Raw genomic sequence first — 12,318 nt, 5'->3', positions numbered from 1 at the left:
TTCCCTGAACTAATGATGATTATGCAAAACAGAAAGTCCATAAACGGTCCGCTCATACTTTTACTTGGTACAATGCTCTTCCTGACCACTGTAAGTGTATCGGCACAGGTGCCACGTGTGGTGAAGAAAAAATATAAACTCGTTTGGGAAGATTATTTTGACTATCCAGATGCACAGCTAGACGAAAATTGGGAAGCACAGAATGGTCCAAGTGGACATATATTATGCAGCAGGTGGCGTGAAAATGCCGAAGTTAGGGACGGTGTATTGTACCTCAAAAACAAGAAAGAAAACAGAGCAGGACAGGAGTGGACTTCAGCAAGTATCTGGACCAAAAGGAAGTTTAAGTACGGGTATTTCGAATGTCGCTACAAATACGCCGCAGCTGAAGCTACCAACAACTCCTTTTGGCTGATGACAAAGGGAGCTCCACCAGCTGGAGGTAAGCGGTTTGAGCTGGATATTAATGAGGGGCATTATCCTAATATGGTAAATACCAACATACACAATCATACAGATCTGGTGCTGACGGAAAGTGGAAAGAAAATAAGCACGCGAAATCCAGAGGCTTTTACCTTCGAAAACATTGATTTCTCAAAAGAGTACCACACATTCGGCATGCTGTGGGACGAAGAAGAGCTGGTCTTCTATATGGATGGTAAGGAGCTCCGCCGGGTAGCCAATGAATTTAGTTTTAGTGAAGCTCCTATCTTTTTAAGCCTGGCAATCATCGAGTGGCATGGAACGGTGGCAGATGCCATAGACGGCACCAGCATGAAAGTAGACTGGGTGAGGTACTACCAGAAAAAATAATAAAGCTATGCATGTATTTAAAATATCTCTGACATCCTGGTTGTTGGTTTTGCTTCTTGTCTCGTGCAAGGAGGCGGTCGATCAGAATGAATCAACTGCTCATCAGGTGTTTCCTCATAAACTGCCCGAAGAGCGCCCAGGGTTTCCGTTGAGTACTGCGTCAGAGCGGATGTTCGATTATCCTGCACCCCGTGTGCAGGATAACGAACTGTTTAGCCAGTTTAAGTACACCCGCCTAAAGGGCTTTGATTACAATGGCGGTGATGGTACCATTTCACGCAGGGATCCTTCCAGACCCATAAAAGTGGATGGTAAGTATTATGTCTACTACACCAGGCGACACACCAAAGTACCTCCAATAGGATGGAGCAATGCGGCACAGGCTACCGATGAAATTCCGTCTACAGATTGGGACTTGGCTGAAGTATGGTATGCCACCAGTGAAGATGGTTTTGTCTGGGAAGAGCAGGGGGTGGCCATCAAGCGGCCGGACAAGCCCAACCCGGGTTGGAGATCGGTCTGTACACCAGATATTTTGATTTGGAAAGGGAAATATTATCTGTACTATCAGGCTTTTAATGAGCCTAGTGGTTTGCGTGGCGACTGGTGCCCGGTTTCCGTTTCTTCAGCAGATTCACCTGCCGGTCCCTGGACGCACGAGGCCAGTGAGGTGATCCCTTTCGGGAAAAAAGGAGCGTGGGATCAGGATGCCACACACGATCCACAGCCGATCGTTTACGATGGTAAAATATACCTGTACTACAAAGCCGCCTACAACAAGTGGCCCGATATCAGGGACAAATATGCCGTAGGCCATGGATTGGCCATAGCAGAAGATCCTTTAGGTCCATTCGAGAAGCATCCGTTAAACCCAGTGATGACCTCCGGGCATGAGACCACTTACTTTCCCTTCAAAAGTGGCGTAGCTACCATAGTCATCAAGGACGGCAATGAACGAGAAACCATTCAGTATGCTCCAGATGGGGTGAATTTTGAGATTGCATCGGTGATCTCTTTGCCACCCATAGCTGCAGGTCCCTACACGCCAGATGCCTTTACAGACACCAAAGAAGGTAGGGGCATCCGGTGGGGACTGAGCCATTTTATCAATGCAGGCAGTAAAGGCAAGCAGCATTCGATCATCGCCCGCTTTGACTGTGACCTGAGCCTCGATTATCATGAGCCAGGATTTAAGAAAACGGGTGTGTGGCACAAGCCTGAAGTGTACTTCAAGCAAGGACTGGGCAATCTTCGAGAGCATCCGGAAGGTAGGTGATATTTAGTTTTCATTTAGATGCATTTAATACCTTTTAGTCTTTCCCCCAGAAATCCAATACCAACAGATCGTTCATCAGGGGCTTGTTCTTTTTTACCAGCTCCAGATGGGCGGAGTGGGGGATGTAGGCATCGCGTGCAGCCTGATCTTCAAAAGTGATGATAAAGCAATGTGTTAGGTTTTTCGTAAAGCCTTCTACACTTACATCTTCGCCTCCTTCAAACGATAGAATCCCTGGGATTTGATTTTTTAGGGCTTTGAAATCGGTAATAGCCTGTTGCTGCCTTTCTGTAGTGATGCTATCCTTGAAAGTAAATGCCACGACATGGCGGAGTACTTCTTTGGGCTCACTATTGTCTGCTTCACAAGAGAAAAGGAGTATGCAAGTAAAAATAAGACTAAGGAATATTGCTTGATTAGATTTCATCGGTAAAACTGAATTAGTAAAAGGTGTTAGTTTTCAATTAGTTGGTAGGCTTTCAGGGTGTTGTTTTCCACAGACCCGGCAAATAGGAAATAGTCGTCACCAATTTTTTGGCCACTAAGCCCATAGTAGATGGGAAAGCCAGTTATGATGTTGCCCGCAGGTATCAGCCTTCCGGTTTCGTTTAGCATAAAAAGCTGGAGACTTTGATCATCTCTGGTGGCAACAGCTATGATGTCGTATTCATCATTATAGGATAGCTTGTGCAGTCGGGTTTGCCCTTTTGTGAGGGTTTGGGTATCATCAATAGTAGCTGATCTGGGCACGAGTTCTCCTTTGGGGTTCACCCAAAATACACTCACGGCATCACCATGGTAATAGTAGGAATACCGGTCCTTCACCCAGGGGGTTGGTTTGTAGTAGCTGTGGTGTCTGTGACCTACAATCACATAGTTCCACCCTTTTTTGGTAGCAGAAATCACCGGGTAGGTGCCGTTTAAAAACAGGGTGCGATCATCGCCAATATTAGAAAGGTTTTCAAACCGCCCATCTTCATACACCCTCCAGCTGCTCAGTCCATTGTCCTGAAAGCCTCCAGTGAAGAGGTATGTTTTATCTGCTATGGTATGGATGGACATACCAATGATCCCATCGGTATAGATCTTTTCTGTATCCGCTAGCGACTGGATGTGCGTGAGCTGGCCATCCGCATGAATTTTGAATGCGCTGAGCCCCGGAGTTTTTTCCAGTCCGCCTACAAAAAGGTACGAATCAGACTGCATGTGAACTACCTGCAAAGTAATGACAATGCCAAGATAGGTGGTATCCGTGTCTTGAAGTACAAAGACACTATTAAGTGTTCCATTTTTAGCGATCTCAAAAACTTCTACAGCATTTCCACCCTTCAATCCCGCAAATAAGAAATCTTTACCCTCCACTTGGGCCGTGGTAAGGCCTCGGACGGTTTTGGCGCCTCCGGTGACCACATAGCTTTTGATCAGGGCAAGTACTCCCGATTGGTTTACCTGAAATACATCTATTTCGTTTCCATCACCGGCAGTATATAGGAATATGCCCCCTCCTGTATCGTGTACGGTGGATGTGACAGTATTGTAGGAGGTGGCCACAGTAGACACTTCTTGAAGTTCGAATTGTGGCTGAGCGCGAGCGTAAATCGTGCAGACTAGGAGTAGAAGGAGTGTAATGATTTTGTTCATATGCTTATAATATGGATTTTGCAGCAGCAGCGGCTATCTGCTCATCCTGCTCAATGCTACCACCACTGATTCCAATAGCACCTATGATCACACCGTCGGCATTTTTGATAGGTACTCCTCCGGGAAAGGTAATCAACCCACCATTAGAGTGCTCGATATTATAGATATCGCCCCCTGGCTGGGTGATCTTGCCCAGATCACCTGTAGCAGCGTTGAAATACCGAGCTGTTTTCGCTTTTTTGATGGCTACATCTATGCTGCCCAGATAAGAGCCATCCATCCTAAAAAATCCTTTCAGATTAGCTCCGGCATCTACTATGGCGATGTTTACTGTGATTCCCAACTGCATGGCATGCTGCTCTGCGGCTGAAATAATCGTTTTGGCTTGCACCGCGGTGAGATCTCCTGGAAGTTGCCCACTAAGGGTGTCTTGACCGAACCCAGGAACTGCCAACAACAGCCAGAAACCTAATATACAGGTGAAGAGGGTAGCTTTCATGAGTTGTGACTGGTTATTGTTTGTTTTATAAATAGTTATCTCTAGCTCGGTTGGGCCAAGCCAATATCATGACTTGAATTTTGTACCTCAAAATTGCTAGAAAGACGGATCAAAAAAATTAAACTAGTTTAATTAATCGCCTACCCTGGTGATCCGGCTTCTAATTATGCTTAAGAAACCCTTGGTAATGCCCTGGTAGCTGGCCACACGTTATAAACTTTTGAGGATGCATGCGGCACTCAGCCTGTTGGAGAATTATTGAGCTAATGAGGGTTAATCGAAAACGCCCCTCATTTCTGATAGAATATACGTCCATAGCTCGGAGATGCTATTTTTAACTTAGCTGAACGAATACTATTTTGATTAGTGAAAACCAGAAAGATGCGAGTGATCATTTTTATTTGCCTTATTCTATCAACATTGTACGGAACAAGTCAGGCGAATTTTGTGCCTGATCCGGGTATGGAAAATGGGACTATTAGTGGAGCCAATAGTGACTACTATTACTACAATGGCAGTGTGCTATGGCGTGCCTGGCCGTTCATTGGTTTCGAAACGGACCAGTCAGTAAAAAATAGTGGTGAGCGCTCCCTAAAAATTGTCTATAAAAATTACGGTAGTACCAGTTTTGAACCAACCTTTCGGTTAGAGAGCTTCCCGGCATTAGAAGATGGCACATATAAATTTTCCTTCTATTATCAAACAGATATAGATCGTTCCAATGAGTCGATTACGGTAAGAATCCATGAGGGAGTTTCTGCCACAGGTAGCACTAAATTCTATGAGGAGAAAGTTCCCATTTTGGCTGGAGCCAAAGATGGCTTTAAGCTTGTAGAGGTAGAATTTTCTACAGGAAAAGCAATGGATGGAATCGTCCCTTTTATTGTGATCCCTTTTATATCAGAGGGTGCATACCTGCATATCGATGATGTCAGCCTGATAAGAGTAGTAGAATCTCCAAAATCCTGGGGTCCGAGTCCGGTCCATACTGCGACTGGCGTACCTACCAATACCCGGGTTAGTTGGCAAAACGGCAAAGGTGCCGTAAAGCATGATGTCTATTTTGGGACGAATACGTCTCCGCAGAATAAGGTCTTAAGCGAAACCTCAGAAAATCAATACCTACCACCCACTTTGGAAAATGGCACGACTTATTACTGGCGCGTAGATGAAATCGACAGTTTGGGGACGGTCACAGCAGGGGATGTATGGAGTTTCACTACCAAAACGTATGTGGAGGAGTTTGAAGATCAGGTGAAAACTGAACGTATGGAGTCCGGCAACAAGGTGGAGTGGGAGCAGTTTGGGCCGGGTAATTCGGGTTTTGTGAACTTCCTGCGGTATCACCCGTTGCTTCCGGATGTTTGTCTCACCTCCCCGGATATGGGCAATACCTATCAGACAGAAGACAATGGTAAGACCTGGACCACAGTAAAAGATGTGGATGGTTCTGGGGAATTTTTCAGAATATATGATGCCTTTTATTCCACCAAAACAGCAGCTTTTGCTATTGCCATTGAGAGTTCACGGTTGTGGGTCAGCCGGGATACGGGGAGGTCGTGGCAAAACATCAAGCACTGCCCCTGGTATGACGGTGATGGAGAAGGCAACGATACCCGGTCGTGGTATAGAAAAGTATCTACAGTAGCCATAGATCCATCAGATGACAATACCTGGTATGTAGGAGCAGGAAATCATTGCAGAGGCCAGCAGCACCTGTGGGGATCTGTCAAGGACGCCAACGCGAGCAATCCCAGAGGTGTGGAAAGCAACAACATGGGGGTGATTTGGAAGACTACTGATGCCGGACAAACCTGGCAGGAACTTTCTGATGGGATTCATGCCAAAGCACAGTTTGCTCGTATTATCGTACACCCGACCAATCCTGATGTGGTTTTTGCGGGCTCGCAGTATGGGCTGTACAAGTCTGTAGATGGAGGAGCTACCTGGACGGATATTGGTGAGGGAAACCTGGACAACAATACCGTCATGAACATGGATTATTACTACAATGCTACTTCAGGGAAGTTTGTGTTGTATGTGGCTGATCAGGTGCGTTACTATCCAGATGGGAATAGCACAAGGAATGATGGCGGTATTTTCAGGTCTGAGGACGATGGTGAAACCTGGATCAATATCAATGGTGATCTCTACCTGGATATCAATCAGCTCTCAGGAGGAGTTGCTGACAATTACTATAAATACATCGCCAAATGGTTTGGTATTACCGCGGCAGAGGCCAAGTCGCAGTATCCGACCAAACCCACAAATGCCCTGCAATATTTCAATTCGCTAAATGTAGATCCAAGCAGGGAAGATGTGCTGTATGTAGGGTTTTATGATGCGCAAATTCAGTATTCCATTACACCCGGAAGATTGTGGCAGACCAAAGATGGGGGCCAGCACTGGAAGAATATAGCCAGGGAGTTTCAGCCAGCATGGGAAGCTGATAAAGCCTATTGGGAATCGCGAGACAACCCCTACCATGACAATATGGTCATGGGGCACGCACCTTTTACACAGCAGTGGGGCAATAACTATCCCTTACGCTCGCTTAGGTACGCAGCGGTAAACAGCCGCGGAGATATTATGATCTTGTTTGCCCACAATACCTTGCTGAGCACAGACGATGGCGTATCCTTTGAGCAGGTGGATGAAACCTATACGGCCAATGGTAATATCATGGGGAATGGCAACAGTAACCTACCAGGTCAATGCTTGTGGCAGGACAAACGATTGGGCGAAGGGGTGTTGTATTTAGGCTCTGGAGAGCATCACCTATGGAAAACCACTCTCGATGGTGAAAATGGGAAACAAGCTGTCAAATACCTGGATGGTAGCCAGGAAAGTGTGTTTGCCGTGGTGACACATCCGTGGGATGAAAAGACAGTATACACGACCTCCATGCGTCAGAAACACCTGGATCGAATCTACAAGTCCACGGATGGGGGTGAAACGTTCGTGGATTGGGGCAAAGCTACAGAGGCTTCGGAATGGATGCGTACCAATCATTTGCGTATAGACCCCATCAACCCTGAATACATGTATTTTGGCGTGACAGAAGTAGCTGGTGCTGGTGGTGGAAGTGGTACAGATGGACCTGACAAAGACAAAGAAGGGGGCTTTCATAAATCTACTGATGGAGGTCGCAAATTTGCACCTTCCAACTCTGGTATGCCCGAAAAAGTATGGGTACGGGATATCGAGTTTGATCCGCGTGATGATGCTCGCAAATCACTGTTTGTTGCCGCACCGTGGAATGCAGAGGTGAAGTCCAATGGTGGGCTTTTTCACTCTACAGACAGAGGTGAAACCTGGCAGGAAATCGTGGTTTCAGACAAGCTGGAAGGTATAAACAACGTTCACTTTGACCATACAGGAAGGATGTATGCTACAGGTGGCAGACGTGCAGCAGGGCTAGATGGGGGTGGCCTCTTTTACAGTGATGACTATGGAGCTACCTGGCACCAGCTATTTGATGCGCCTTTCGTTGATAATTTTGACGTATCACCTTTTGATCACAACCTACTGGTATTAACCAATAGCAAGCTTACCAAAAACCCAGGAGTATACATCAGTTTGGATAGAGGTCAGACCTGGACCAAGAGCAATCATAACCTGGGACAGCCAGATGTCATCACTCAGGTGGAGTTTGACCTACATGACCCTACACGACTGTGGATGTCCGTAATGGGTAGTGGCTTTTATAAAGGCTTTTTCCCGGAAGGGCAGCAGGCCAGAAAACTAAAAATCACCCCGGGTGCTTCTCGCCTGGATGATGGAGACTCCCTACAGCTGGCCGTGGAACGCCTCAATGATTGGGAAGGGGATTTCGTTTTTAAAAGTGGAAACCAAAGCGTAGCCACGGTATCTGACAAAGGCATGGTAAAAGCCGTAGCTCCCGGAGCGGTGAAAATATGGGTTACTTCAGCCGATGGCCGATACTCGGATTTTGTTCACCTGGTTGTCTTGGAAGTGGCTGTCACAGGGGTGGAAATCAATGAGGAGGATTTTGTTTTGGACGTAGATAAGCGTGAAGAAAAACAACTTACCGCTACAGTATTTCCTAAAAATGCAACCAATCAGGAAGTAACCTGGAGTAGTTCTAAGCCTTCGGTGGCTTCCGTAAACGAAAGTGGGCTGGTGAAGTCAATTGCCAAAGGAGAGGCGGAAATTCGGGTAGCTTCCGTAGACGGTTCATTTACGGATGTAGTGAAAGTCACGGTTACCACCGAGGAGAAGTCCTTGTTGTCTGCAGAAAATCCTCAGTTCAGCGTTTACCCCAATCCGTCATCAGATCGAGTGAACATCACTGGAGTGGCGTCTGAGTATGTGGAGGTCAGCGTATATAGCGTCTCAGGATTGCTGGTAAAGGACATAGGCAAGGTTAGAGGTCATAGTTTCTCTATAGCCGATTTGGCAACGGGCGTATATGTCGCAAAAATCAGGGCTGATGGAGAAGAGGTTTCAGTCAGGCTCGTGAAGGAATGAGTGTGATCGACAGGACCTTGCCCGAGCTTTACACGTCTTTCACTTTGATGTAGGTATTACCTGTATAGGCGATCCTGTTCAAAGTTGATTGATAGGATATTTCACAGCGCGGACGGCCAGTCCTTGATCTTTTTCCTTAGGTTTTGGATCAAGCCAAAAAGTTAAGAGCGCGGACGGCTAGTCCCGTCCGGCTTGAGGACTTAAACCCGGAATTGTCATTAGATTTTCGTGTCGAGGGCTTAAAGTGCAAGAAAATCAGGTATTTAGGTGAGGAGGCATAATTCAACATTACGGTGACGAACCAACATAGTGGTAAATGTCTGATTTTGAAGTAATTTGAGTCCGTAGTAGAAAGGCTAATGACAAATCCGGGTTAAAAGGAATAAACAAGTGAACCCTAATTAATCACCTGATCTGGAGATACGCCTCCTAATGACACTTAAAAACTCCTTAGTAATGCCAAGGTAGCTGGCCAGCTGCTTGTTGGTGATATGTTTTGCTAAGTCTGGATAGGTAGCTAAAAATTGGAGGTAGCGTTCTTCGGCAGTCAGGGTATGGTAGTGAACGACCCGGCGTTGCCAGGCCGCCACAGCTTTTTGGGTCATCAGCCGAAAAAGTCGCTCAGCAACGGGTACATCTTTGTACAACTGCTCCTTCTGAGCATGCGATATCAAAAGCAAAGTACTGTCGGCTATAGCCCTTATATCAAGCGTAGATGCTTTTTGATTGGTGAAACTGTCTAGCTCCATCACCCACCAATCGGTACCGGCGAAGTAAACTACTTTTTCTTCTCCGTTGCTGGCGGTAGTGCTTATTTTCAAGCAGCCGCTAGTGACAAATCCCTCAAACCTGCAAATATCACCTCTACGCAAGAGGTATTCACCTTTTGCTATCGACCTGATTTGATAGGGAGCTACTAGTTGTTCGAGTTCATCCTGAGTCAGGTCCAGATGTTTGCTGAAATGATTTTTTAGAAGCGCGTGAGACATGTCGCTAATTTATTGGATCACGAACGGGTATCGGCCGGGAAGATAGAAAAAAGCACATGAACCTGAAGTGATAGAATGTCGAAAATGCGAAAGGCTGTGCTGCACTCCACCCGACCTGAAATGACTTTTAGTCCAATGTAAGTGACTGTTTAGTCTACTGTCCATTTTTTGTCTAGTTGTAAAGTCTCGGGCCTCTTGCAATCTCCGGTGTCTTTGTCGGTAGTTTTATCGAACGAATAAATCCCAACTATGCAATAGGTGACCTCACCTACCAGGCGGCATGCATTGCCATTTGCCATGGAGAGGCACTTTTTGGGTATATTTTAAAACCTAAACTTTATGTACATGAGATATTCGCTACTCGCTGTATTCGTACTATTGACACTGGAGCTTATGGCCCAGAAAGTAAAATTAAATGTCAACCTAAATGTCAAGCACCGAACTGGAAATATTGAATCCTTTGACCGGCATAAGTTTGTCAACTTTCACAGTACGGTCAATCAAAACAACTGGAATACCAATAACAAAATGGATAATGTAATTGGTGATTTGTTGCGGGACCGGGATGTACACATCGGTAGAAATACAGGGACTATTTCCTGGTACTTGAGAAACAGCATCACCGAAGATCCCAATAGGCCGGGGTATGCAGACCTTACCAGTATTGCTGCCTACGGAAAGCAAAATAGGGATAGCTATGCCCGAGCCACATGGGCCCATCCATACGAAGATCAGGACGAACAAATCCTTTGTACACAGGTACACCCGTTTTACCCGGATGGAAAGACCACCAATAAAGGGTGGGCATTTTCTCAAGCAGACACGGAAGAGGAGCCGTTTGGTACGGCCTCAGGAGAGTTTTTGGCTCATTATATCAAAGAGTTTTACGGTACAGGTGGGGTGACGGGTAAACCGAAGCCCAAATTTGTGGAAGTGACCAATGAGCCTCTTTGGGACCTGGTGACCACTGCCGAGCAACCCCATGACCTTACCAAAATTTTTAAGTTTCACGGTACTGTGGCCAGAGAAATCCACAAGCTCCACTCGGATGTACAGGTGGGAGGATACTGTGCTGCTTTTCCTGATTTTGACAAAAACAATTTCCAGCGATGGCACCAGCGCGACAAGCACTTTATAGATGTGGCAGGGGAGGATATGGATTTTTGGACCATCCACCTCTATGATTTTCCCAGCTTTGGGGGGAAGTCGCTTTACCGAAAGGGAAGCAACATGGAGGCCACACTGGACATGCTAGAGCAATACAGCATGCTAAAGTTTGGTGAGGTGAAGCCCACCATGATATCTGAATACAATGCGCAAACGCACGATTACAACAAACAAGGACACCTACCTTATGTCTACTGGCTAAAGGTAAAGTCATCAGTGGCTATGATGATGCAGTTTATGGAGCGTGCAGACAAAATCAACTATGCGATGCCTTTTTTTATGCTAAAGGCAGAATGGCAATACAATCCGAGTGTGGGCCCCACGTCGGTGCATGGGTCGCGGATGATGAGAAGGGAAAACGAACCCGAAAGCTACACGGGGGATTTTATTTATACGGAAGCCATCCTACTGTATGACTTGTTGAAAGACATTGACGGCACCCGCGTAGATACCTATTCTAGTAATCCTGACATGATGGTGGATGCTTATGTAGACGGCAATAAAGCGTATGTTATGATCCACAATCTGGATGTTGAGCATCACGAATTGGACCTAAACCTGGCAGGAATATCAGAGGAAGCTACGGATGTAGAGGTTCGCCATTTGTTTTTGAATGGGTCCACTGCTAATGACGCTCCGCTGCTGAACGTCACCAATAGCAGTGGGTTTGATAACGCTCTGGAGATTGCACCCGAGGGTTCTTACGTCTTGGTTTTCACTTATCCATCTGAGATCAACATAGACGAAGAGGTGGTAGAGTCCAAGTATTATGCAGACACCTACCTAAAAGAAATTGCAGCCGAAGATCCTATAGCATTCAAGATAGATCAGGTAGAGCTTGCCGCACATGGTGAAGCAGTGCTGCGTGTAGGCGTAGGGCGAGATCATGGTCGCTCCCTGAAGCCAACGATCACGGTGAATGGTACGAGGGTTGCTGTTCCAGACAATTTCCGCGGTTTGGGACAAGAGGATAGAGCTAATTTTTTCGGTGTATTGGAAATCCCCATTCCGTACTCAGTGCTTCAAGCGCACAATACGGTAGAAGTTACGTTTCCAGATGCGGGAGGCCACGTGAGTACGGTGACGATGCAGGTGTTTAATTTTAGTGCAGAATTGCGGGAAGTAGTGACGAAAACTAATGGCTTGGGCCTCAATATTAAAATTCAGCCCAATCCCGTTCAGGATAGGCTTTTAGTGACAGGTATGGACCAAACCAGAGCTACACAAATTGACCTGGTGAATATTCAGGGCAAATTGGTGTATCAACAAACAGGGATTTTTGATGAGCTGGTGATCAACACCCAATCGCTGGATGCTGGTATGTATTTTCTGAAAGCACAGATCGGAGACCAGGTGCAGGCTACAAAGGTGCTGATAGCTAAGTAAGGAGTGATCTAAACCCGGAATACGAGGAGTTTTTGATTGTAAAAAAGGAGAGGAAG

General features: G+C 46.2%; 9 protein-coding genes. 4 read left to right on the top strand and 5 right to left on the bottom strand.

Annotated elements, in window-relative coordinates; all coding sequences use genetic code 11:
- Positions 1-12: 12 nt before the first annotated feature.
- Both C7460_RS15945 and C7460_RS15940 read left to right on the top strand, forming a co-directional pair.
- Positions 13-813 carry a glycoside hydrolase family 16 protein gene (locus C7460_RS15945; RefSeq protein ID WP_115869126.1) on the top strand — a complete coding sequence of 267 codons (801 nt, stop codon included), beginning with the start codon at positions 13-15 and terminating at the stop codon, positions 811-813.
- 7 nt (positions 814-820) lie between these two features.
- The gene (locus tag C7460_RS15940; RefSeq protein ID WP_115869125.1) at positions 821-2,089 is read left to right on the top strand and encodes a glycoside hydrolase family 117 protein; all 1,269 of its coding nucleotides are present in this window, start codon (positions 821-823) and stop codon (positions 2,087-2,089) included.
- A 34-nt stretch (positions 2,090-2,123) separates the two neighbouring features.
- Here C7460_RS15940 and C7460_RS15935 read toward each other — a convergent pair whose 3' ends face one another.
- From C7460_RS15935 to C7460_RS15925, 3 genes are read right to left on the bottom strand one after another with little or no spacing between them, the layout of a single operon-like run.
- Positions 2,124-2,516, bottom strand: coding sequence for a Dabb family protein (locus tag C7460_RS15935; RefSeq protein ID WP_115869124.1), 393 nt, complete (start codon positions 2,514-2,516; stop codon positions 2,124-2,126).
- Positions 2,517-2,542: 26 nt separating this feature from the next.
- Positions 2,543-3,730, bottom strand: coding sequence for a lactonase family protein (locus C7460_RS15930; protein WP_115869123.1), 1,188 nt, complete (start codon positions 3,728-3,730; stop codon positions 2,543-2,545).
- A gap of 4 nt (positions 3,731-3,734) precedes the next feature.
- Positions 3,735-4,229 carry a GlcG/HbpS family heme-binding protein gene (locus C7460_RS15925; protein ID WP_115869122.1) on the bottom strand — a complete coding sequence of 165 codons (495 nt, stop codon included), beginning with the start codon at positions 4,227-4,229 and terminating at the stop codon, positions 3,735-3,737.
- A gap of 366 nt (positions 4,230-4,595) precedes the next feature.
- Between C7460_RS15925 and C7460_RS15920 the strand changes: the two genes are divergently transcribed.
- Positions 4,596-8,720, top strand: a complete 4,125-nt coding sequence (locus C7460_RS15920) for an Ig-like domain-containing protein (protein ID WP_221409547.1) — start codon at positions 4,596-4,598, stop codon at positions 8,718-8,720.
- 401 nt (positions 8,721-9,121) lie between these two features.
- Here the strand turns inward: C7460_RS15920 and C7460_RS15915 are convergent, their stop codons facing one another.
- Positions 9,122-9,709, bottom strand: coding sequence for a Crp/Fnr family transcriptional regulator (locus C7460_RS15915; RefSeq protein ID WP_115869120.1), 588 nt, complete (start codon positions 9,707-9,709; stop codon positions 9,122-9,124).
- A gap of 149 nt (positions 9,710-9,858) precedes the next feature.
- Positions 9,859-10,008: a hypothetical protein gene (locus C7460_RS24095; protein ID WP_221409546.1), complete on the bottom strand. Its 150-nt coding sequence runs from the start codon at positions 10,006-10,008 to the stop codon at positions 9,859-9,861.
- Between the two features lie 46 nt (positions 10,009-10,054).
- On the opposite strand from C7460_RS24095, the gene C7460_RS15910 reads away from it, so the two are divergent.
- Complete coding sequence (locus tag C7460_RS15910; RefSeq protein WP_170148040.1) at positions 10,055-12,262, top strand: T9SS type A sorting domain-containing protein; 2,208 nt, start codon at positions 10,055-10,057, stop codon at positions 12,260-12,262.
- The last annotated feature ends 56 nt before the right edge of the window (positions 12,263-12,318 follow it).

Origin of the sequence: Marinoscillum furvescens DSM 4134 (genome assembly GCF_003386095.1) — a bacterium.
GTDB lineage: Bacteria > Bacteroidota > Bacteroidia > Cytophagales > Cyclobacteriaceae > Marinoscillum > Marinoscillum furvescens.
The sequence above is the reverse complement of the archived record's forward strand: the minus strand, read 5'-3'. Positions and strand labels throughout refer to the sequence as shown.

Excerpts from the sequence above, each read along its gene's own strand:
- C7460_RS15910 (WP_170148040.1), top strand. The coding sequence starts at position 10,055 with ATGAGATATTCGCTACTCGCTGTATTCGTACTATTGACACTGGAGCTT.
- C7460_RS24095 (WP_221409546.1), bottom strand. The coding sequence starts at position 10,008 with ATGGCAAATGGCAATGCATGCCGCCTGGTAGGTGAGGTCACCTATTGC.
- C7460_RS15915 (WP_115869120.1), bottom strand. The coding sequence starts at position 9,709 with ATGTCTCACGCGCTTCTAAAAAATCATTTCAGCAAACATCTGGACCTG.
- C7460_RS15945 (WP_115869126.1), top strand. The coding sequence starts at position 13 with ATGATGATTATGCAAAACAGAAAGTCCATAAACGGTCCGCTCATACTT.
- C7460_RS15930 (WP_115869123.1), bottom strand. The coding sequence starts at position 3,730 with ATGAACAAAATCATTACACTCCTTCTACTCCTAGTCTGCACGATTTAC.
- C7460_RS15935 (WP_115869124.1), bottom strand. The coding sequence starts at position 2,516 with ATGAAATCTAATCAAGCAATATTCCTTAGTCTTATTTTTACTTGCATA.
- C7460_RS15925 (WP_115869122.1), bottom strand. The coding sequence starts at position 4,229 with ATGAAAGCTACCCTCTTCACCTGTATATTAGGTTTCTGGCTGTTGTTG.
- C7460_RS15940 (WP_115869125.1), top strand. The coding sequence starts at position 821 with ATGCATGTATTTAAAATATCTCTGACATCCTGGTTGTTGGTTTTGCTT.